Raw genomic sequence first — 20,854 nt, 5'->3', positions numbered from 1 at the left:
TGGCGTGTCAAAGCGTAAAATAAAAAACAAAGCTTTATATCACTCTTGAGCTGGTTTGTGCTGGGGCTTCTAGAAGTTCAAAAGATGAGGTTGTCGCGGTATTGATGATTGAATGGGTAAATTATTCTCGATCGCGATCGAACTTTTACAAATTTGCTTGTTTCAAATAACCTTCCAAATCTTTAATCCGTTCTTGCGTCACTCTGGCCCTGCAATAACCGTAGGTAGAAGCAGCCAAAGAACCGCCTTCAAACTGCCCTTTTGCATAATCACAATTTTGATCTCGAAATGCGATCCAAGTACCCTGTGCCACAGTCAATCTCTGCTTTTGTCTACTGCTGATTTTTGCTTGCAGTTGCTGATATACTTGATTGAGCTTTCTGTCTGCAGCCTGAAACTCTTGACTGGAACAGACATTCATCTCTAGCGTGGTTTGAGGACTTTTGCAGTTAGGCTGTTGGGCGACTTGTACGGGAATGTTGCTGGCTTTGCTGGGAAGCAAAAATCCGGCTGTCAACAAAAGCAAACTCGCCGCAAATTTTACCCAAATAGTGCTATTTTTCACTAAGTTTCTCCCTTTTTTAATCTTTAATTTTCTCGGCTGGCTGAAACGATCGCCAAATCCACCAAGCCGCCGCCCACAGAGTAAAATTGCCGATGAGAGTCATCCCCGCTTGCAGGGTAACAATCCATTCTAGGGCGGGAGAGTTGTCAAAATAGTGCCATGTACAAGCACACATAGCGCTCACGAGAGCGGGCAGCATTGCGGCGGAAAGGGCCCACCAAGCTCGGTTTTGAGTGACTTCGCCGTAAGTCCAAATTAACCAGATGGCGGCAATCCACTCGATGACGCTAGAGATGTGAATAATCCAGGTGGGAATTGACAAAGCGTGCATTTTTTGTATTGTGAACGAAGATGAAAAATTTATCGATAACGAAGATAAAAGATTTATCTATCGGGACTTACGAAACTGTCATATAAAGTATGATGCGTCATACAATTTTAGATTAGCGATTTGAGATTTTATTAGATTTGCGATTTGAGCTGACTGATGACGTAAAGCCTTGAAGCTTGCTGACAGTAGCATTTTTTTGGTAGTAGGATCAAATCTCAAATATCAAAAAAATCTAAAATCTAAAATCTAAAATAGTTAGATTCCCCATCACAAACCAAGAAAAGAGTAGAAATGCGAGCAATTTTGTGCGGCTATTACGGTAAAGGCAACGGCGGCGACGAGGCGCTGTTGGCATCGCTACTGCAAATGTTACCAGATGGGGTGACGCCGATCGTCCTGTCTGGCAATCCTGTCGAGACAAATCAGCGGTACGGGGTAGCTGCGCGCGATCGCATGAATGCGTTCCAAGTTCTCGAAGCACTCCGCACCTCCGACGCCCTAATCTGGGGCGGCGGTAGTTTAATCCAAGACGCTACTAGCATTGCGAGCCCTTTCTATTATGGGGGTTTGATGGGATTAGCGCAGCGGATGGGCTTAAAAACAGTTGCCTGGGCCCAGGGAATTGGGCCTTTGAAGCGCGAAATGACTCGCAAGTTATCTCAGCGCTGTTTTGCTGGATGCACCGCCGTCAGCGTGCGCGATAAAGGTTCAGCTACTTTACTTGCAGATTGGCAAATTCCCTTTACTTTAGCGCCCGATCCCGTGTGGGCTTTGGAGAATTCTCCCGTGTCGGGTTTGTGGGATTTACCTGCGCCCAGAGTTGCTGTTTGTTTGCGTTCTCATCCTACACTAACTCCCGCTCGTTTGTCAATCTTAACTCAAGCTTTAGTTGACTTTCAAAAAGCAACTCGCACCTTAATTTTGCTGCTGCCTTTTCAAGCGTCTCACGACTTAGAAATTGCGAAACATTTGCACGAAGCCCTGCCCAAAACGAGCCGCATCCTCAGTTTAGAAGACCCCAGAAAATTGAAAGGAGTGTTCCGGGGAGTCGAAATGGCGATCGGGATGCGCTACCACAGTTTAATTATGGCAGCATCGGAAGAATGCCGCTGTTTTGCCCTCAGCTACGATCCCAAAGTTAGTCAATTGATGGACGAGTTAGAAATGCCGGGATACTTATTATCAGAATTGCCAGACGATCCTTATTTAATTAGCAAAACCTGGATGGAACACTATGCTAACGGCGACGCCTTATCTCCAGACAGGATAAAATTTATAGTAGAGCGATCGCTCTTTCACCGCGAAGTATTGCGAGCCGCGCTCCAGCAGTCTTAGTAATAGCAGTCTCAATAAGAGGTAAAATACCGTGGCAGTCAGTACAGTAGACTTAAAAATTACCTGGGAAAAATTGCCAGACGACTTCATTTTAGAGGAGCAACCTCTGCAAAATATAGACCAGCCCTTACTCGCTGCCGCCTTGCGGGAAATCTTAGAAATCGCAGGGCTAATTGTAACAGGAATATTAGTTGCCCCAAACATGGGAATTTGTGCAACAGTAGACAGCAAGCTAGTTATCAAATCTCCAGATTGGTTTTATGCCCGCAACGTACAGCCGCTTTCTAGTCAAGAAATTCGTCGCAGTTACACTCCCAACTTAGAAGGGGAAGTCCCGGCGATTGTCATGGAATTTTTGTCAGCTACTCCCAACGATGAATATTCAATAAAACCAACTTATCCCCCCGGCAAATGGTTTTTTTACGAGCAAGTATTGCGAGTGCCAATCTATACACTTTTTGAACCGACCGCCGGAGTTCTCGAAGTCTATCAGTTGAATTCGTCAGAAAGATATCAAGTACAGCAGCCGGATTCAAACAATCGTTATTGGATTGAAGGAATTGGATTATTTCTGGGGGTTTGGCAGGGAACAAAAGCTGAAAGAACGGGATATTGGTTGCGGTGGTGGGATGAGAGCGGAGAGATGTTATTGTGGGGAGCAGAGATGGTAGAAAGGGAACGGCAGCAAAGGGATATCGCTCAACAGCAAGCCGAACAAGAACGAGAACGCTCGGAAAGATTAGCCGCGCAATTAAGAGCAGCAGGCATTGAACCAGAAGCCTAATGCAATAATGAGGAATTTAAAATTGTCCCTTTGCAATTTAAGATTGTTCCTTAATTAAAAAGTATTGAACAACATGGCAAAAATCAATATTTATCGGCGTTAATTCACGTTAATCTGCCTTCATCAGCGGTTAAAAAATACATTCAGGAGACAGCAAAATTGGCAAGAGTAAGAGTGCGGGAACACGTCAATCCCCTATCAATTAGATATCAAGCATCTGCAAGTCCCCCGGATTGGACTAAAATCTATGCCGACTTAAATTTACCGCTGCATTTAGATATCGGCTGCGGCAGAGGACGGTTTTTGTGGCACATGGCGCAAATCCAAACAGACTGGAATTTTCTAGGATTAGAAATTCGGGAACCTCTGGTAGAAGAGGCGAATCTGTGGCGGGACGAAAAAGGCTTGACAAATTTGCACTATTTGTTTTGCAATGCGAATAGTTCTCTCAAACCAATTTTAGAAACTTTACCCGCCGGTATTTTGCAGCGGGTTAGCATTCAGTTTCCCGATCCCTGGTTCAAGAAAAAGCACCACAAACGGCGGGTGGTGCAGCAGGAATTAGTCGGCGAATTGGCAACTTATCTGGCAATTGGCGGCGAAGTTTTTATCCAGTCAGATATTGAGGAAGTAGAAAGGGAAATGTGCGATCGCTTTTCATCTCACCCTAGTTTTAAACGTCAAAACGGCGACAACTGGCTAGCAGAAAATCCCCTACCTGTTCCTACGGAAAGAGAAATTGCTACTCTGAAACGGGGCGAACCAGTTTATCGAGCACTCTATCAAAAATAATTCTAGCTTTTGCCAACTCACCTTTGTTATAAATGTTATAACTTACATCTTGCACCTTGGTTAGGAACAGGCAAGATGCCTGTCCCACAAAACTTAATTTTCTTGTGGAACGGGCATCTTGCACCTTGGTTAGGAACAGGCAAGATGCCTGTTCCACAAAACTTAATTTTCTTGTGGAACGGGCATCTTGCCCGTTAAGAGAAGAATTATTTCTAGCTTAAACCCAAGACGGCAGCCACATCCGAATTTTCCATTCCAGTTGCGACAAAGGCAGTCCCAAATACATAGGCATCCAGAAAATAAAAGCACCCAAAATCAGAAAAATAATTGTTACCCCCATCCCTCGGAGTCGAGTTTGAGGGCTGTGCAGCCACCTGTCAACCCACCACGCAAGTGCTAAGGCTGCAAACACAGAACAGCCCATATAATGGTACAAAAATATGCAGCGAGTCACCTTCACCCAAGGCAGCAAATTAGCGGCCCAATTAACTATTAAATATAACCCCAGCCACATTTCAGCAGTCGGCGGAAACAAAATCGGTCGCTGCTGTTCTATCGTGTCAACAGAAGCCTCGCTGCGCGTTTGCAGCCACACCAAAATCCGGTGAACTAAAACTCCTATTACTAGCAGTAAAGCTAAGGTTGACAGCCACCAAAGCAATGGGTTTCCCATTGCGTGAACGTCAAAAATTGCCTGAGTTGCACCTTCAGGTAAAGGTGGCAAAACCGGATCTGGTTGGGCATTGCTGCTAGCAGTTTTGTAGAAGTAAACTATGGGGCGCAGCATCAAAGGCCAACTGTACCACGTGGAACAGTAAGGATGTACATCTGGGCCGCTTTTAATCCGCTGGTGATAAGTCAAAATTTCCGTTTGCATCTGCCAGAAATTGGGAGTTGGATTAAAGTACAGGTGAGGAATCCAAGAGATGCTGTAAACTAGAATAGGAATAATAGCTAGACTTAAGCAGAGTTCTATAAAATTGAGTTTAGTCAGTTTTTGTACTGGACTTTCGGCAGGAATTAGAGGTGAATCTACCTCGCGGCTTTGTTCTTCATTTCCTCTGTTACCCTGGATCAAACGAACTGCCCAAGCACAGATTAAAATTAGATAAGTACCGAAAAGAAACCACAATCCGTTCCATTTGATAGCCGCAGATGCGCCGAAACCTATTCCGGCGAGTACCAGCCAGAGCCAGCGCTTTTTGCCTTCTGCTTCTACGGCTTTTAAAATAAATAACTGACCTAAAATTCCAAATAAAACCAGATAAATGTTGTTCAGCGCGTAGCGAGACTCAACTAAAAACAGACCGTCGCAGGCAGCAAAAAAAGCAGCAAGAAAAGCGTAACTGTGGCGCCGAACTAGCTGATAAGCTAGCGCTCCCACAACTAGGGGAATAAAGGAACCTGTGAGAGCATTCAGCCAGCGGTAATCCCAAGGGGAAAGCAGGGAACCTGCCATACTGTTGACGGCAGTTTTTCCGAAGGGAAGATGAGTGCCGATCGCAATTCCGATCGCAATTATGTACTGGCTCAGAGGCGGGTGAGCGTTGAAAAAGGGAGTTTTGGTGAGATAATTGTTGGCAAATTTAGCGTAGTAAACCTCGTCAAATACTAAGGTGTTAAATCGCTCCAGTTCCCAAAAGCGTAGGGTTAAGGATAGGAGGAACACAGCGAACATTCCTAAGCAAAAAACTAAAGTATATCTGTTGAATTGTTTTTTGTTGGTTTTCATAAAACAGCAGTAAATAGTAAATGCTAGATTTGAGGGCGATCGCTAATTTAAAAATACTGAGTTGAGAATAGCGTAAAAATTACAATTATGACTTTTAACCTTCGCGGAGGCAAATCCGATGCGGGCGATCGCGCTTGGAGGGTGCGGCGCTACGTGCAGCGGCGCGAGGGCACAATATGCCCCCGATGTAACCGGCACGCAGTCTGGGAAAGCGCACCTGATAAGCTGCGATCGACTATGATAGCGGTTAACAAGGTCTGGTTTAAGGGATGTTTATGAATCTCAGGCTATGGGTTTGGGGGATAGCTGTAGGTGCGAGTATCCTGCTAGGAGTCCCGGCGGTAGCTGCACCGAGTGTTATAAAAATTAGCCAAGGGGTATCGCAGCAGGGAGGGGGAAACCCGGCGGCGGCGGCTGCTGAAAGAGCCTTGACAGAAGGGGTGCAAATGTTTCAGCAGGGGACGGCGGAATCTTTAAGAAAAGCGATCGCTAAGCTTGAAGAAGCATTAAAGCTGTATCGAGAAGCGGGCGACTCTTCAGCACAAGCTGTTAGTCTCCTGGTTCTTGGCAGAGTCTACGATGATTTGGGAGAAAAACAGAAATCCCTAGAGTATTACAGCCAGTCCCTTCCCCTGTTTCGGGCAGTAGGCGATCGCGGTGGGGAAGCTACTACCCTCAACAACATCGGCAAAGTCTACGATGAATTGGGAGAAAAACAGAAAGCGCTAGAGTATTACAGCCAGTCCCTTCCCCTGAGTCGGGCAATAGGCGATCGCACACAGGAAGCTCGCACCCTCACAAACATCGGCGCTGTCTACTCAGCATTGGGAGAAAAACAGAAATCTCTAGAGTATTACAGCCAGTCGCTTCCCCTGTTTCGAGCAGTAGGCGAGCGCGGTGGGGAAGCCACCACCCTCAACAATATCGGCAGTGTCTACTCAGATTTGGGAGAAAAACAGAAAGCGCTAGAGTATTACAGCCAGTCGCTTCCCCTGAGTCGGGAAATAGGCGATCGCAAACAGGAAGCTCGCACCCTCAACAACATCGGCAGTGTCTACTCAGATTTAGGAGAAAAACAGAAAGCGCTAGAGTATTACAGCCAGTCGCTTCCCCTGAGTCGGGAAATAGGCGATCGCAATGGAGAAGCCGTCACCCTCATCGGCATCGGCGCTGTCTACTCAGCATTGGGAGAAAAACAGAAAGCACTAGAGTATTACAGCCAGTCGCTTCCCCTGAGTCGGGCAATAGGCGATCGCACACAGGAAGCTCGCACCCTCATCAACATCGGCAGTGTCTACTCAGATTTGGGAGAAAAACAGAAATCCCTAGAGTATTACAACCAGTCCCTTCCCCTGTATCGAGCAGTAGGCGATCGCAGTGGGGAAGCTAGCACGCTCAACAATATCGGCTTAGTCTACTCAGATTTGGGAGAAAAACAGAAAGCGCTAGAGTATTTCAGTCAGTCCCTTCCCCTGAGTCGGGCAATAGGCGATCCACAGGAAGCTCGCACGCTCAACAATATCGGCTTAGTCTACTCTGATTTGGGAGAAAAACAGAAAGCAAGAGAGTATTACAACCAGTCGCTTCCCCTGTATCGAGCAGTAGGCGACCGCAATGGAGAAGCTACCACCCTCAACAATATCGGCTTAGTCTACTTAGATTTGGGAGAAAAACAAAAAGCGCTAGAGTATTACACTCAGTCGCTTCCCCTGTATCGAGCAGTAGGCGATCGCAGTGGAGAAGCTACCACCCTCAACAACATCGGCAGTGTCTACTCAGATTTGGAAGAAAAACAGAAAGCGCTAGAGTATTACAGCCAGTCGCTTCCCCTGTATCGGGCTGTGGGCGATCGCCGAGGGGAAGCTCGCACCCTCAACAACATCGGCAGTGTCTACTCAGATTTGGAAGAAAAACAGAAAGCGCTAGAGTATTACAGCCAGTCACTTCCCCTAAGTCGCGCAGTAGGCGATCGCAGTGGAGAAGCCAACAACCTCAGCAACATAGCTTATGCAAAACGTGAGCAAGGCAATCTCACGGAAGCCCTCACTAACATTGAAGCCTCCCTCAAAATTATTGAAAGCCTCCGCACCAAAATTGCCAGCCCTGAACTCCGCACCTCATACTTTGCCACCGTACAAAACTATTACCAGTTCTACATTGACCTGTTAATGCAACTGCACAAAACGCAACCCAGATCTGGTTATGATACCAAAGCCTTTGAAGCCAGCGAACGTTCCCGCGCCCGCAGTCTCCTCGAACTTCTGCAAGAAGCAAATGCCGATATTCGCCAAAATGTCGCCCCTGAATTATTGCAGCGAGAACGCAGTTTGCAACAGCAACTCGATGCCCTTGAAAAACGGCGCGTCGAAGTTCTCAATCGCCCCAAGTACACTCCCACCCAAGAAGCAGAATTAGAACAACAACGGCAAACTTTAATCGCACAATATCAGGACATTCAAACACAAATCCGCGCTACTAGCCCCCGGTACGCAGCCCTCACCCAACCGCAACCCCTAACCCTGGCACAAATTCAACAACAAATCCTCGATGAGAATACAATTTTACTCCAGTATTCTTTAGGAAAAGAGCGCAGCTATCTCTGGGCTGTCACCAAAACCAGCATCACCAGTTATGAATTACCAAAAGCTGCCGCAATCGAGACAACTGCCAGAAAATTCCGCAATGCTGTCACCGCTCCAACTTCCCGAAACAGCCCCAATCAAGTCGCCCAAGCCAACGATGCTATCAGTCAAATGATCTTACAGCCCGCAGCAGCACAACTAGCTCAAAAGCGCCTGCTGATTGTTGGCGATGGCGTTCTCAATTACCTCCCCTTTGCTGCCCTCTCGCTCCCTGGAAAATCCGGTGAAAATGGGAATCCGCCTTTAATAGTAGACCATGAAATCGTGCTGCTGCCTTCAGCTTCCACCTTGGGAATATTAAGACAAAACTACAGTGACAGACAACCTCCTACTCGGACTTTAGCGATTCTCGCCGATCCAGTTTTTAGCCCGGAAGATGAACGAGTCAAAAACCAGTCAACCGCAACTAATCTGCAAGCAATAGAATCAGTAAACCCCGGTTTAAGCCGCTCTGGTCGCGCCAATAACTTACAGTTGAGCCGTTTAAAATTCACTCGCCAAGAAGCTCAAATCATTCAAGCGTTAGTTCCTGCCAATTCTCGCACCGAATCTTTGGATTTTGAAGCCAGCCGCGCCGTCGCAACCAGCCCGAATTTAAGCCAATATAAAATCGTTCATTTTGCCACTCACGGTTTAGCGAATAGCGCTCATCCGGAACTGTCAGGAATCATCTTGTCGCTAGTAGATGAAAAGGGAAATCCCTTAAACGGATTCCTGCGACTTACTGATATTTTCAATCTCAAATTAGCAGCAAATTTAGTAGTTTTAAGTGCCTGCCAAACCGGAATGGGGCAGATAGTTCAAGGCGAGGGCATGGTAGGATTAACACGGGGATTTATGTATGCAGGGGCTCAGCGAGTGGTGGTGAGTTTGTGGAGTGTGGACGATGAAGGAACGGCTAAGTTAATGTCGAGTTTCTATCAGGGAATGCTGCAAAAAGGGTTAACGCCAGCAGCAGCATTGAGGGCGGCACAACTGGAAATGTGGAAGCAGGAAGAGTGGAAGTCTCCCTATTATTGGGCGGCTTTTACGCTTCAGGGGGAATGGCGATAAATTTTATGAAAAAAACCAGCATTAATTCCAATTCCGGGCGAGTGTAAGTCTGGCGAGAACTTTTTGCGGTGAATCTGGATACCAAAAAAAAGCGGCTCCGCTTGTCGCAGAACCGCCGTCACAGAGGATGAAAAATCAAAACTTAACGCACAGCGCCCTGTACTGAAGGTGATTCAATTGTTTTCATGAAGTACAGCTTCACTAATTGCCAGCCGTTCGACAGATACAAAGGCAATTTTTGGAAGAACTGCAAGAATTTCGGAGTATTAGAAGCAACAATTGCGGTCAACTTCTGATTGTTCTTGAGGCAAACATCCAGCCGTTCATAAAACTCGGGATTGTTCACGTCCAGCATCACCGGGAATACGCGACCTGCTGTTTCGTTGGTCTTTTTAATCACTTCAATGTCGTATTCGCGAGCATCGAGACCGAGCGATCGATAAAAACCGGCGCGCTGGATATCATTGAGATACATTGTCGCGAACACTGACAGCAAGAAGAAACGGCACCAAAGCTTAGCGCGCCAATCATTCAACATCTGAGGCTGAGCTCTCATCACCGCATCAAAGAAATCTCCGTGGCGGTTTTCATCTTGGCACCAATTTTCAAAGAATCGGAAAATCGGATAAATCTGGTCTTCAGGATGCGCTTTTAAGTGCTGATAAATCGTGATGTAGCGCCAATAACCGATCTTTTCAGACAAGTAAGTCGCGTAGAAAATAAACTTCGGCTTAAAGAATGTGTAACTGCGGCTCTTTGTCAAGAAACCCAAATCCAGGGACAAATTAAAGTCCGAGAGAGCTTTGTTGAGGAATCCGGCGTGCCGCGCTTCGTCGCGGGACATCAGCAAGAAACCTTCGGCCAGCAGTGGATTTTTGTCCTTGAGCTTGCGTGCCAATTCTTTGTAGAGCAAGAAGCCAGAAAACTCAGCGGTGCAAGAGCGTTCCAGAAACTCAATGAACAACTGGCGCTTTTCGCCGTCGATGTGTTCCCAAGATTGCTCGAACTCGGCATCACGCACGAAGTGGTTGCGGTTGTAGTCAACGCGGAACTCTTCAATAATTGCTTTTAGTTCGGCTTCATTTACCGAGATGTCCATTTTGGCCATCTCGTCAAAGTCTGTTGTGTAAAATCTCGGCGTGAGAATAGTTTCTTTGGCTGGGGCTTTCACTCCCGGCCGCAGTTCTTCAAAAGTGGGTTTTTTGAGGGAATCTACCATATTTTTATTGGATTTCTGCTTATAACTACTCGCTTGTTTCCATTGTCGGGTACTGCGGGCGATCGCGCTCGTGTATGTCCGGCCAGCGCTGGCGGCGCGCTTGCTTTGGCGCTCGGTTTGGCGCTCCCTGTGGAATCCAGGTCTAAGCTGCTGTAATTTCCACGCCCTCCAGTTTACCAAGCTCTCGCCCGCGCAAATATGTTGCTGGCGTTAAGAATTGCTACGCAAAATTACTCATGGGCTTCCAGACAGAAGGTATTGGGAAACCAAATTCTGCCTTTTGTCAGTTTATTAGGTTACCACACAAATAAATTCCCATGTCAAGCTGTTTAAACACCGCATAGAAAGTACAAAATGTATAGAGGGACTCCAATTCTAGAATAATCAGGCAGGACGGTCAGAAAATGAGCAATTTAGGTGTTAGTTACCTTTTATGGGCAGCTTGTTTTTTCGGCCCCTTCGGACTCCACCGCCTCTACAACGGCAAAATTGGTACGGGTTTGCTGTGGCTGTTTACCTTTGGTTTGTTTGGGTTTGGGCAATTGTTTGACTTGCTGCTGCTGCCGAACATGGTGGACGAACACCATGCCAGTCTCAGGGGCAAACTCGGCGTATCTCGCGAAGGTATACCGCTATATCCCAGCAGCGGGGCGATCGCCGCGACATACCCCAAGCCAACTCCAGACCAGTTAGGGGTTAAACTCCTGAAGGCAGCTTATACCAAGAACGGAAGATTATCTGTCACCCAAGGGGTGATGGCAACCGGCGCTACTTTTGCCGAAGTGGAAGAGGCTTTCACGGCAATGCTCAAAACCGGTTATGTGAGTATCGAGAACGATGCCGTAACTGGCGTCGTGATCTACCACTTTCACGAACTTTAGCTGCTGCGGGTGCGTTACCTAGGGGATTTTGTCTATTTTTCCAGAAGCTAATCGCTGACGCACCCTACTACTGGATATTGCTTACCGAGGAGTTGTTGCGGTTTTTCGAGTAAGCATTGCCGACAAAATCGGCTAGAATGTTTGTTTGTCTCTATAAGCAAGCAGAAAGTATTTAGCGTCATGGCAGTCCCTAAGAAGAAAACCTCCAAATCCAAGAAGAATATGCGTAAGGCCACATGGAAGCGCAAAGCTGTAGTGGCAGCTCAGAAAGCTCTGTCTATGGGCAAATCTGTTCTGACTGGGCGTTCCAACAGCTTCGTGTATCCCGGCAATGAAGAAGAGGAGGAAGAATAGAAACGGAATACCGGGCATAGGGCGAACCCGATGCCCGATCGATCAATCCTTTTTTGCTGTTGGTAAAATCAGCATGGCATCGCCAAAGGAATAAAAGCGGTACTGTTGCTCGATCGCTTCTCGGTACAAATCCAACAGCCGAGGCCTTCCAATCATCGCACTTATCATCATCATCAAAGTAGAGCGGGGCAAGTGAAAATTGGTAATCATCCCCTCTACAACCCGCCACTTGTAGCCCGGGTAGATAAACAAATTGGTCGGGCCGCAAAAAGGTTGCAAGGAAAAATCGCCACTGGCGGCGGCCGCTCCCTCTAAAGCTCGCACTGCTGTGGTACCCACGGCAATGATCCGCCCGCCTCTGGCTTGAGTTTCCCGGATTTTCTCAACGGTGACGGGGGGTACTTCCACCCATTCGCCGTGCATTTTGTGAGCCGTCACGTCTGCCACCTCCACGGGGCGAAACGTCCCTACTCCGACGTGTAAGGTGACAAAAGTTTTTTCTATTCCCCGCTGTTCCAAGCGGCTGAACAATTCTTCGGTGAAGTGCAGGCCTGCTGTGGGGGCAGCCACGGCCCCAAGCCTCTCGGCATAAACAGTCTGGTACTGTTCCGCTGAAGCTTGGGAATTTTCGATGTAGGGCGGCAGGGGTATGTGGCCGTATTCGTCCAAAAACTTCGCCAGATTCTCATCTGTGGGGATATCAAACTCTAACAGCCGTCCCCCTGTTGCGTCGTCCCTCTCTATAACTGTTGCAGTCAATCGACGACGATGCGGCATCGTGGCATCGGGAAGGCAACAGCAAGAAGCTGTGGTCGAGTCCTCACAGGCACGGGCGATGGGCTCAAACTCAATTTTTGCTCCCAACTTTAAGCGTTTCCCCGGTTTAACCAAAGCCAGCCAACAGTTGTGCTGCCGTTCTTCCATCAACAATATCTCCACAGCCGGGCCGTTGGGTTTGTGCCCGTAGAGCCTCGCTGGCAGCACGCGGGTGTTGTTCAGTACCAGCAAGTCGCCTGGTTGCAGTAAATCGGGTAAATCCCTAAAAATCCGGTGTTGGTGGCTGCTGGGAGAATCTACAGCCAGCAAGCGAGAACTGTCCCTCGGCACTACGGGATTTTGGGCAATGCGTGAGGGCGGAAGTTCGTAGTCGTAGCCGTCCAAAGACCAGTCCATCTCTGTCATCAAGTGAATTCCTGTGCGATCGATCTGTCAACTGGGTAACAAATTGGGTAAAAACCCCCATCCAAAGTCGGGTGCTTTTCCCCTTGTGGTCGCGGGTATAGCCCGCGAGGATAGAGGTGTAGCATCAGCTTTGCTCATAAGGATCGTTATGGAATACCTCTACTACATCGCCAATACTAGCCTTACTCTGAGAGTCGTGGATTACCTACGCACGGCTCATCATCTTCCTTTGCAATTTATCACTGTTATTCACCAAATTGACGGCTGGGTGGTAAAGGTGAAAATGAGCCAATATTTAACTCCAGAAATGCACGGGGATTTTCGGGCTTTTATGAACGAACTCGGGATTCCTTACGATCCTGAAATTCGCTTGCAAATGGCGCTTTGGAGCTTGGAAACCGGACAGTCGCCGCTTAGCGTGATGCGCCGCTACCAGGTGGCAGTGGTTTGTCACGGCAGCCCTGACCGCAAAGAAATTGAAGCGTTTCGCCAGCAGTTTGTCAAGGGTCTGGGATATTGCCCGGAAACTCTCGCCTAGATTGCTACGCATATAAATTAACTGTGATGACAGAACAGGAGAGGGAGAGAATGGCAAAGCGGGAGAAGATTTAACGCTTTTTTCAGATCTGTTAAAGCTCAAGAGAGAAATGCGCGACAGCCTAGGCAAGTTAACAATTAAAAATTACCTAGTGGCATTGCTTTGAGATTTTACCCTCTAAATTTTAATTATATATTTTTAATTGCTAAAAGCCGAGCGAATGTATTCTTGCAGGGTGAGTCGGTAGTTTCCTGCAACGGCGGATTGAGGGTTCGCTGCTGTTAATGGTGGTAATATTTGGTTAGTGTTTTGTTGTGAAGGTTCGCACCTGACTAAAGCGACATCAAAGCGACAATAATTATTGGCTAAATCTGGATAAGTGCTTAAAAATATTTCTGCTGTTTGCCAAAGTTTGGCTTGTTTTGTGGTAGTAACAGCCAACATTCCACCAGCATCCCAATTTCCCCGGCGGCGAGTTTTCACCTCTACAAATGCTAATGTTTGGGAATGGGGAATGGGGAATGGGGAATGGGGAATGGGGAATGGGGAATTTTCGTTACCTCTGTTAATTTCGCTTTCTTCATCTCTTCCGAGTGCGATGATGTCAATCTCTCCCCAGCGACAGTGCCACTGTCGGTGCAGGATTTCCCAACCTTGCTGCTGCAACCAGTCGGCGACTAAGTTTTCTCCCAATGTGCCAATATCCCGAGAGTTTGGGGATTGGGGGGAATAGGAGTCAGCCGTCGCTAACGGGCGATCGCGCTTTCTGGTAGAATTCAATTCTGAACTGTCACGACTGCCCATTAGCTTGAACTTGTATGATGATTTCTCGAATTCGCCAAGATCGCAAAAATATTTATACTTTCTGGCTGAGTTTTGTTATTTTAGCAGTAATTGCCGCTGGGGCGATCGGTATTAATCCCGCACCGGCTTTCGCTTTGGATCACGACAAAGAAATCCTAGTCGGCGCTGATTTTACCGGGCAAGTTCTGACTGACGACAGTTTTAATAAAGCCAATCTTCGCAACAGCAATTTTACCAATGCAGATTTGCGGGGCGTCAGCTTTTTTGCGGCCAATATGGAAGAAGCAAATTTAGAAGGCGCTAATTTCACGGGTGCTACTTTAGATTTAGCTCGCATGATGAAAGCAAATTTAACTAATGCTATCCTTGAGGGAGCTTTCGCTTACAACACCAGGCTGGAAGGAGCTATCATTGACGGTGCAGATTTTACGGATACACTGCTGCGAGACGATATGATAGAAAAACTTTGTAAAGTGGCAAAAGGTACTAATCCCGTGACTGGTAGAGATACTCGCGAAACTCTTTTTTGCGATTATTAAAGGGGTCGTTGAATAAAGGAATAAAGTCCTTAGTACAAACAGGTTTGTAGTAAGGACTTTATTACTTATCTCAGTTAAAACAATGTAACCGCAGGCAAGCTTCCAACATCTATCGAACGAGTCATCCCCAATCTAAAATCTAAAATCTCAAAGGGTATTAGCCCCAAGGCACAGATGTTAAATCGTAAAAATTAACTTGACGCAGCCGCTCTAATTCCTTGAGCCATTCTTGTTCGGCACAGAATAGTTGGTGATATTCTATAGCCTCTTCGCCACTGCTAGCGGCCTTGGCTTTTTCCCACATATTGAGTGCAATTCGGCGGCGCTTCATGCTGATAATTTGCTCGATACAGGCGAGGGCAGATCTAATTACTAGAGGTGCGCGATAAACGTTTCTTTCTGAGAACTCGTTTAAGTGAAATAAATGCGAGATTTGATTTAGTTGATTCGGATATTCAATGAAGCTATCTTGCAATTTCAATATTAACTCTGAAGGCGCTACTTGTAAAGACATTTTGTGCAATATTTCTGAATTCACAATCTGGTGCCACAAAAATCTGTGGTGAGAAAGGCTAAACTGCAGGTCTCTAGCTTCTATTGCTTCTCTGACATCTTGGCGATATTCGGGACAGTGCAAATATATCTGCAATAATTGCGCTTCTGCTTCTTCTAAAAGACTGCGGGCTACGGCAGATAAGCTGGATTGTGAATTTTTATTTTCGCCGGTTGCACGCTGCTTTTTATATTGTTTGTTCGGCTTCAGCTTGTTTCTAATTAACAGGGGCATTGTTAAAGATTCGTCTTGACTCTGCCGCTTTGCCCAATCGCTGACTACTTGATTGAGCAAGTTTTCAGCGATCATTTTTGTGAGTCTAAAATCTCCTTTACTGAGAATTTCGGCGCACTTTTGCAGGTAATGTGCTAGCTGATTGTCGTCCGTGATATTGGTTAATAAATTAATGATTTTTTTTGTTACTTGCTGGGAAGTATCGGCTTGCTTCAAATCTTGATTGACGAGCATTTGTTGCAGTTGCCAGTCGAGCCACAACGGAGCATTTTCGAGCAATTCTCGATATTGTTCTGGGGAGTATGTTTTGAGGTATTCGTCGGCATCTTTGCCGTCGGGAATGTTGAGTACCCGCAGTTGCACTTCTCCTTGATAAGCGAGTTTTTCTATTTCTCCAATTGCGCGTTCTGCTGCTTGAGTTCCTGCTTTGTCGGCGTCGAAGTTGAGGATAATTTGTTTGGAGTCAGTGTACCGCAATAACTGCCGCACTTGGTTTAAACTTAAGGCTGTGCCGAGGGAAGCGACGGCGTTGGAGATGCCGGCGGCATGAAGTGCGATCGCATCAAAGTACCCCTCTACAACCACTGCGCGATCGGCTTTGCTAATGGCTGTTTTCGCTGTATCTAAGGCGAATAAAGTTTTGCCTTTGTCGAACAGTTCTGTTTCGGGAGAATTGAGGTATTTCGGCTGTTCGTCGCCGAGAGCTCTGCCGCCGAAACCGATGACTCTGCCTTGGGTGTCGCGAATGGGAATCATAATCCGATTGCGGAAGCGATCGTAATAACCGCTGCCGCCATTTTTTCGGGGTACAATTAATCCCGCTTGTTCGACTAACTGCGCTGGATAGTTTTTCTGTTCTACTAAATAACTGTAAAGTGCTTCCCAACCTTGGGGTGCATAACCTAATTGAAATTGTTGGATAGTTTCTTCGCTGAGCTGGCGCTCTGATTTGAGATATGCTAAGGGTTCTTCTCCTTGGGTTTGCCGCAAAGCGTGTTCGTAAAAGTTGGCTGTTAGTGCTGAGATTTCATAGAGTTGTTCCCTCAGAGAAATTTGGCGCTGCAATTCTTGTCGGTGTTCCGGTTCTACAGTTTTGACGGGAACTTGATAATTTTTAGCTAATTCTAATACTACTTCGCTGAAAGGGCGTTTCTCCAATTCCATGAGGAACTTAAAAGCATTGCCGCCTGCACCGCAGCCGAAACAATAATACATTTGTTTGCCGGGACTGACGGTAAAGCTGGGAGATTTTTCATCGTGAAAAGGACACAAACCTACAAATTCTTTGCCGCGTTTTCGCAACACGACGCGGCCGGAAATGACATCTACTATGTCGGCTCTTTGTTTAACTTCTTCGATTGTTTCTGGATGCAGCCGAGGAACTTGCATAGGACGATTTTAGGGAAATTGAAAGTATAGCGGAAGGAAGAAGGAAGAAGGAAGAACGAAGAAGGAAGAAGACCCTTCAGCTTTGCGATCGGATAAACAGAAGGAAGAAGGAAGAAAAGCTAGGGTTTTAGCAAGTGAGAAAGTGTGAAGCGTCCTAGGGATTGCTATATGTTTATTGGGAGCGATCGCACTTTAGTAAAGCACAAAACTGACTTTCAGGACTTGCACATAAAAACTCAATCGTTCCGGTTTTTTGTACCAGGGTTCCTCGCGGTTAATATGTGTTTTGTTAAAAAAACGGTTTCTCCGTAAGGCATAACTTTATTGTAAGATATTTACACTAACTGTAAGGAGCATCGAAAATAATGCGAATTTTAATGATGGGCGGTACTCGGTTTATCGGGGTTTATCTTACTAAGATTTTAGCAGCACAAGGGCATGAAGTGGTGTTGTTTAACCGGGGCAACAAGCCTGTACCGGTTGCGGGCGTAAAACAGATTCAGGGCGATCGCACAAATGTAGAACAACTGCAAGAAAAGTTATCGACGGTCGAGTTTGACGCCGTTTTTGACAACAACGGCCGCGAACTCAGCGATACACAGGCTTTAGCTGAAATATTTAAAGGGCGGGTGCAGCACTTTGTTTACATGAGCTCTGCGGGAGTTTATTTGAAGTCGGATCAAATGCCTCATATCGAAGGGGACGCTACTGATCCTAAAAGCCGGCATTTGGGTAAATGCGAAACCGAAAATTACTTGGCCGCATCGGGTTTGCCTTGGACTTCGATTCGCCCGACTTACATTTACGGCCCCCAAAATTATAACGATTTAGAGGCTTGGTTTTTCGATCGCATTGTGCGCGATCGACCGATTCCGATTCCCGGTAACGGAATGCACTTCACGCAGTTGGGGCACTGTCAGGATTTGGCTAAAGCAATGGCGGCGGTTTTGGGCAACGCAAGGGCGATCGGGCAAATTTACAACGTTTCGGGCGATCGATTTGTCACCTTTGACGGTTTAGCACGCGCCTGCATTCAAGCCGCAGGCAAATCTCCTGATGCTATTAAGATTGTACACTACGATCCGAAACAATTTGACTTCGGCAAAAAGAAAGCTTTTCCGATGAGATTGCAGCACTTTTTCGCTTCAGTTAATAAAGCTGTCACCGATCTTAACTGGCAGCCGGAATTTGACTTACTTTCTGGATTGAAAGATTCTTTTCAGAATGATTATGTAGTTTCGGGACGCGACAAAGCTGAGATAGATTTTTCAGTCGATGATGAAATTTTGAAATCGGTTCAAAGTTAAGTTAGAGTGGGAGCATCCCCATGCCAGCAAAAATCTAGAACCCCACCCTAACCCTCCCCTTACTAAGGGGAGGGAACAAGAAAGAAAGCAAACAGACTGTCACAGTAAAGTTCGCACCGCGCACCTTACATCAAAACCAAAGATAGCTACTTAGAGGGGATCGCAAAACTCAACAACGACACGTCTGTTTTAATTATTGAAATTCAAGTTCTAAATCGGCCGGCATTAGACCAGCTAGCTTTTTACAATACAGCAAAAACTGATGGAACTAAATTAATGATTGAACAACTGCACAAGGGATTTCACCATAAAATTGATTGTAGTGAAATTCAAACTCCCCAGTTGCGGTTCGACCAATTAAAAAATTTAGAGGGGTCATGTTAGAATTTGCAAATGCGGAAGATGTGACAGCTTGGTTGGAAGCTAATTCTCCAAAGGACTAGGAAATATTAGGTGAATTTCATGCTTGGAATAACACTCAGCAATCGCTACAGTATTATCCGTCACTTGGGAGGCGGCGGATTTGCTCAAACTTATTTAGCTGAAGATAAGCAGCTACCAGGCAATCACCTCTGCGTCGTCAAGCAGCTTAAACCTCACGCAACAGATCCCGAAACTCTAAAGGTAGCAAGACGTTTATTTGATACCGAAGCACAAGTTTTGTACAAATTGGGAAATCACGATCGCATTCCCCGACTTTTTGCTTTTTTTGAAGAGAATCAAGAGTTTTACCTCGTTCAAGAATTTATAGAAGGTCACGATTTAAGTCAAGAAATTACGCCCGCTTCTCCTGGAAATGCGGGAGTCATGCAGGAAGATGCAGTCATTTGTATATTGCAGGAACTTCTCGAAATTTTAGACTTTGTACACCAGCAAAATGTGATTCACCGCGATGTCAATCCTCGTAATATTCTCCGCAGAGATAGAGATGGAAAATTAGTTTTAATTGACTTCGGCGCAGTCAAAGAAATTACTACTCAAATCACCACTCCTCAGCCCAAGAATAGCTTGAGTGTGAGCATTGGTACTCCCGGTTATATGCCCAGCGAACAATCTCACGGCAACCCAAAACTCAGCAGCGATATCTATGCCGTCGGTGCGATCGCAATTCAGTTCCTCACGGGTATAAATCCTCACCAAATGCCAAAAAACCCCGATACAGAGGAAATTATTTGGCAGGACAAAACATCAGTCAGTCCTGAATTTGCGAAGATTTTAGATAAGATGGTAAAGTACGATTTTCGCCAACGTTATTCTAGTGCCGGCGAAACCCTGCAAGCTATTAAAGAATTGAAAAATTCTTTCAGCGGTACAGTTCCTGTATTGCCTCCGGTTGCTGCTGCGAATAAGCCTGTAAAAACCCGAAAAAAACTGTATTTAAAAATATTGTCGATCGCCAGTTTAATTGGCATCAGTATTATAGCATCAATTTATGGTGTAAATACTTTTAATTCTGCCAATGCAACTGACCTGTACAACCGAGGCAATACTCTTTACAATTTAAGTCGATTTGAAGAAGCTCTGGCCGCTTACGAGCGAGCAATAAATCTCAGGCCGGACTACGCGGAAGTTTGGCAGGAAAAAGCCAAAACTTTATATAAATTGAAAAAATACCAAGAATCGCAGTCAGCTTATGATAAAGCCATAGAATTAAAGCCGGAATACTTGGAAGCTTGGACGGGACGCGGTTATGCTTTGGATAAGTTGCAAGAGTCTCAAGAGGCGATCGCATCTTTTGATAACGCTTTGAAAATCCAGCCCGACTATGCCGCAGCGTGGGAAGGTAGAGGCGATGTTCTATTAGATTCGCAGCGGTACGAAGAAGCGATCGCTTCCTACGAAAAATCCGTAGAATTTCAGCCTAACTTGTACCGTGCTTGGTACAATCGCGGACAAGCTTACCAAAAATTAAAACAGTACGATCGAGCCGTCGAATCCTATCAAAAAGCAGTTGAAATCAAATTCGACAATTATGAAGCTTGGTACAATTTAGGCAATGTTTTCCTAGAAGTGAACAAAAATCAAGAAGCTTTTGAAGCCTACGAAAAAGCCGTGCGGTTTCAGCCAAAATTTTATCAAGCCTGGTACAGTAAAGGCATCGCTTTGCTGAAAATGCGGAGGCATGAAGAAGCGGTAGAAGCTTACGAAAAAGCTGTTAAATTAAAACCGGATTATTATCAAGCGTGGTACAATTTAGGTTGGTCATATCACGAATTACGCAAGTACGAACAAGCAATTGAGTGTTACAACAGAGCCTTAGACTTAAACCCGAAAGAATATCAAGCGTGGTACAATAGAGGCAATGCCCAGTACAATTTGAAACGGTATGAAGATGCGATCGTCTCTTACAATGAAGCCGTTTATGTCAAGCAAGACTACTCGGAAGCCTGGTACAGCCGCGGCAATGCACTTGTGGCGGTAAAAAGATACGAAGATGCGATCGCCTCCTATGACAAAGCAATTCGCTACAAACCGGATTACGGAGCGGCAATGGAAGCAAAAAAGCGGGCAGAAAGTCAGCTAGGAAGCAGCCCGCTAGAATCCCAACCACAACAATAATTGTTATTAGTCCCCCTCTGCTAGGACGAGGGGCAAGTGTAGTAGCGATTTCAAGATCCGA

General features: G+C 46.1%; 18 protein-coding genes. 11 read left to right on the top strand and 7 right to left on the bottom strand.

Features of this window, described 5'->3' with window-relative positions:
- Positions 1-145: 145 nt before the first annotated feature.
- On the bottom strand, positions 146-565 hold the full coding sequence (locus tag QUA47_RS20955) for a lysozyme inhibitor LprI family protein (protein WP_333432170.1): 420 nt from the start codon (positions 563-565) through the stop codon (positions 146-148).
- Positions 566-581: 16 nt separating this feature from the next.
- Complete coding sequence (locus QUA47_RS20950) at positions 582-896, bottom strand: DUF2499 domain-containing protein (RefSeq protein WP_190656617.1); 315 nt, start codon at positions 894-896, stop codon at positions 582-584.
- Positions 897-1,187: 291 nt separating this feature from the next.
- Here QUA47_RS20950 and csaB point away from each other — a divergent pair, with 291 nt between their 5' ends.
- The 3 genes from csaB (at position 1,188) to trmB (ending at position 3,807) form a co-directional block, all read left to right on the top strand.
- Positions 1,188-2,231, top strand: a complete 1,044-nt coding sequence (gene csaB, locus QUA47_RS20945) for a polysaccharide pyruvyl transferase CsaB (RefSeq protein WP_333432169.1) — start codon at positions 1,188-1,190, stop codon at positions 2,229-2,231.
- Between the two features lie 31 nt (positions 2,232-2,262).
- Positions 2,263-3,015 (top strand): Uma2 family endonuclease, encoded by a 753-nt coding sequence (locus QUA47_RS20940; RefSeq protein WP_333432168.1) that lies wholly within the window; start codon positions 2,263-2,265, stop codon positions 3,013-3,015.
- A 159-nt stretch (positions 3,016-3,174) separates the two neighbouring features.
- The gene (trmB, locus tag QUA47_RS20935; RefSeq protein ID WP_333432167.1) at positions 3,175-3,807 is read left to right on the top strand and encodes a tRNA (guanosine(46)-N7)-methyltransferase TrmB; all 633 of its coding nucleotides are present in this window, start codon (positions 3,175-3,177) and stop codon (positions 3,805-3,807) included.
- A gap of 217 nt (positions 3,808-4,024) precedes the next feature.
- Here the strand turns inward: trmB and QUA47_RS20930 are convergent, their stop codons facing one another.
- Positions 4,025-5,539 (bottom strand): dolichyl-phosphate-mannose--protein mannosyltransferase, encoded by a 1,515-nt coding sequence (locus QUA47_RS20930; RefSeq protein ID WP_445302532.1) that lies wholly within the window; start codon positions 5,537-5,539, stop codon positions 4,025-4,027.
- An 87-nt stretch (positions 5,540-5,626) separates the two neighbouring features.
- Here QUA47_RS20930 and QUA47_RS20925 point away from each other — a divergent pair, with 87 nt between their 5' ends.
- Together QUA47_RS20925 and QUA47_RS20920 are read left to right on the top strand one after the other, a co-directional pair.
- Positions 5,627-5,818: a hypothetical protein gene (locus tag QUA47_RS20925; protein ID WP_333404112.1), complete on the top strand. Its 192-nt coding sequence runs from the start codon at positions 5,627-5,629 to the stop codon at positions 5,816-5,818.
- Positions 5,815-9,234, top strand: a complete 3,420-nt coding sequence (locus QUA47_RS20920) for a tetratricopeptide repeat protein (protein WP_333432166.1) — start codon at positions 5,815-5,817, stop codon at positions 9,232-9,234. The genes QUA47_RS20925 and QUA47_RS20920 overlap by 4 nt, the downstream gene beginning before the upstream one ends.
- A gap of 142 nt (positions 9,235-9,376) precedes the next feature.
- Here the strand turns inward: QUA47_RS20920 and acsF are convergent, their stop codons facing one another.
- Positions 9,377-10,453 carry a magnesium-protoporphyrin IX monomethyl ester (oxidative) cyclase gene (gene acsF, locus QUA47_RS20915; RefSeq protein WP_006632403.1) on the bottom strand — a complete coding sequence of 359 codons (1,077 nt, stop codon included), beginning with the start codon at positions 10,451-10,453 and terminating at the stop codon, positions 9,377-9,379.
- A 404-nt stretch (positions 10,454-10,857) separates the two neighbouring features.
- Here acsF and QUA47_RS20910 point away from each other — a divergent pair, with 404 nt between their 5' ends.
- Together QUA47_RS20910 and rpmF are read left to right on the top strand one after the other, a co-directional pair.
- Positions 10,858-11,334 (top strand): TM2 domain-containing protein, encoded by a 477-nt coding sequence (locus QUA47_RS20910; RefSeq protein WP_190656634.1) that lies wholly within the window; start codon positions 10,858-10,860, stop codon positions 11,332-11,334.
- Positions 11,335-11,514: 180 nt separating this feature from the next.
- Entirely contained in the window at positions 11,515-11,688 is a 174-nt protein-coding gene (gene rpmF, locus QUA47_RS20905) for a 50S ribosomal protein L32 (protein ID WP_190656636.1), read from the top strand.
- Between the two features lie 42 nt (positions 11,689-11,730).
- Here rpmF and queA read toward each other — a convergent pair whose 3' ends face one another.
- Positions 11,731-12,870: a tRNA preQ1(34) S-adenosylmethionine ribosyltransferase-isomerase QueA gene (gene queA, locus QUA47_RS20900; protein WP_333286516.1), complete on the bottom strand. Its 1,140-nt coding sequence runs from the start codon at positions 12,868-12,870 to the stop codon at positions 11,731-11,733.
- 148 nt (positions 12,871-13,018) lie between these two features.
- Between queA and QUA47_RS20895 the strand changes: the two genes are divergently transcribed.
- The gene (locus QUA47_RS20895; RefSeq protein ID WP_006632408.1) at positions 13,019-13,408 is read left to right on the top strand and encodes a hypothetical protein; all 390 of its coding nucleotides are present in this window, start codon (positions 13,019-13,021) and stop codon (positions 13,406-13,408) included.
- A 198-nt stretch (positions 13,409-13,606) separates the two neighbouring features.
- On the opposite strand, the gene QUA47_RS20890 is transcribed toward QUA47_RS20895, so the two are convergent.
- On the bottom strand, positions 13,607-14,212 hold the full coding sequence (locus QUA47_RS20890) for a YraN family protein (RefSeq protein WP_333432165.1): 606 nt from the start codon (positions 14,210-14,212) through the stop codon (positions 13,607-13,609).
- A gap of 14 nt (positions 14,213-14,226) precedes the next feature.
- Between QUA47_RS20890 and QUA47_RS20885 the strand changes: the two genes are divergently transcribed.
- On the top strand, positions 14,227-14,751 hold the full coding sequence (locus tag QUA47_RS20885) for a pentapeptide repeat-containing protein (RefSeq protein WP_333432164.1): 525 nt from the start codon (positions 14,227-14,229) through the stop codon (positions 14,749-14,751).
- A 157-nt stretch (positions 14,752-14,908) separates the two neighbouring features.
- Here the strand turns inward: QUA47_RS20885 and dnaG are convergent, their stop codons facing one another.
- The gene (gene dnaG, locus QUA47_RS20880; protein ID WP_333432163.1) at positions 14,909-16,927 is read right to left on the bottom strand and encodes a DNA primase; all 2,019 of its coding nucleotides are present in this window, start codon (positions 16,925-16,927) and stop codon (positions 14,909-14,911) included.
- A gap of 365 nt (positions 16,928-17,292) precedes the next feature.
- Here dnaG and QUA47_RS20875 point away from each other — a divergent pair, with 365 nt between their 5' ends.
- Together QUA47_RS20875 and QUA47_RS20870 are read left to right on the top strand one after the other, a co-directional pair.
- Positions 17,293-18,234 carry an NAD-dependent epimerase/dehydratase family protein gene (locus QUA47_RS20875; RefSeq protein ID WP_333432162.1) on the top strand — a complete coding sequence of 314 codons (942 nt, stop codon included), beginning with the start codon at positions 17,293-17,295 and terminating at the stop codon, positions 18,232-18,234.
- Between the two features lie 462 nt (positions 18,235-18,696).
- Positions 18,697-20,793 (top strand): tetratricopeptide repeat protein, encoded by a 2,097-nt coding sequence (locus QUA47_RS20870; protein WP_333432161.1) that lies wholly within the window; start codon positions 18,697-18,699, stop codon positions 20,791-20,793.
- Positions 20,794-20,854 lie beyond the last annotated feature (61 nt).

It is taken from the genome of Microcoleus sp. MON2_D5, assembly GCF_036701905.1.
Taxonomy (GTDB): Bacteria; Cyanobacteriota; Cyanobacteriia; order Cyanobacteriales; family Microcoleaceae; genus Microcoleus.
This window is presented reverse-complemented; position numbering and strand designations above follow the sequence as displayed.

Bases quoted from the DNA above. Each gene is read 5' to 3' on its own strand.
- QUA47_RS20950 (WP_190656617.1), bottom strand. From the start codon at position 896: ATGCACGCTTTGTCAATTCCCACCTGGATTATTCACATCTCTAGCGTC.
- csaB (WP_333432169.1), top strand. From the start codon at position 1,188: ATGCGAGCAATTTTGTGCGGCTATTACGGTAAAGGCAACGGCGGCGAC.
- QUA47_RS20930 (WP_445302532.1), bottom strand. From the start codon at position 5,539: ATGAAAACCAACAAAAAACAATTCAACAGATATACTTTAGTTTTTTGC.
- QUA47_RS20925 (WP_333404112.1), top strand. From the start codon at position 5,627: ATGACTTTTAACCTTCGCGGAGGCAAATCCGATGCGGGCGATCGCGCT.
- QUA47_RS20920 (WP_333432166.1), top strand. From the start codon at position 5,815: ATGAATCTCAGGCTATGGGTTTGGGGGATAGCTGTAGGTGCGAGTATC.
- acsF (WP_006632403.1), bottom strand. From the start codon at position 10,453: ATGGTAGATTCCCTCAAAAAACCCACTTTTGAAGAACTGCGGCCGGGA.
- QUA47_RS20910 (WP_190656634.1), top strand. From the start codon at position 10,858: ATGAGCAATTTAGGTGTTAGTTACCTTTTATGGGCAGCTTGTTTTTTC.
- rpmF (WP_190656636.1), top strand. From the start codon at position 11,515: ATGGCAGTCCCTAAGAAGAAAACCTCCAAATCCAAGAAGAATATGCGT.
- queA (WP_333286516.1), bottom strand. From the start codon at position 12,870: ATGACAGAGATGGACTGGTCTTTGGACGGCTACGACTACGAACTTCCG.
- QUA47_RS20895 (WP_006632408.1), top strand. From the start codon at position 13,019: ATGGAATACCTCTACTACATCGCCAATACTAGCCTTACTCTGAGAGTC.
- QUA47_RS20890 (WP_333432165.1), bottom strand. From the start codon at position 14,212: ATGGGCAGTCGTGACAGTTCAGAATTGAATTCTACCAGAAAGCGCGAT.
- QUA47_RS20885 (WP_333432164.1), top strand. From the start codon at position 14,227: ATGATGATTTCTCGAATTCGCCAAGATCGCAAAAATATTTATACTTTC.
- dnaG (WP_333432163.1), bottom strand. From the start codon at position 16,927: ATGCAAGTTCCTCGGCTGCATCCAGAAACAATCGAAGAAGTTAAACAA.
- QUA47_RS20875 (WP_333432162.1), top strand. From the start codon at position 17,293: ATGCGAATTTTAATGATGGGCGGTACTCGGTTTATCGGGGTTTATCTT.
- QUA47_RS20870 (WP_333432161.1), top strand. From the start codon at position 18,697: ATGCTTGGAATAACACTCAGCAATCGCTACAGTATTATCCGTCACTTG.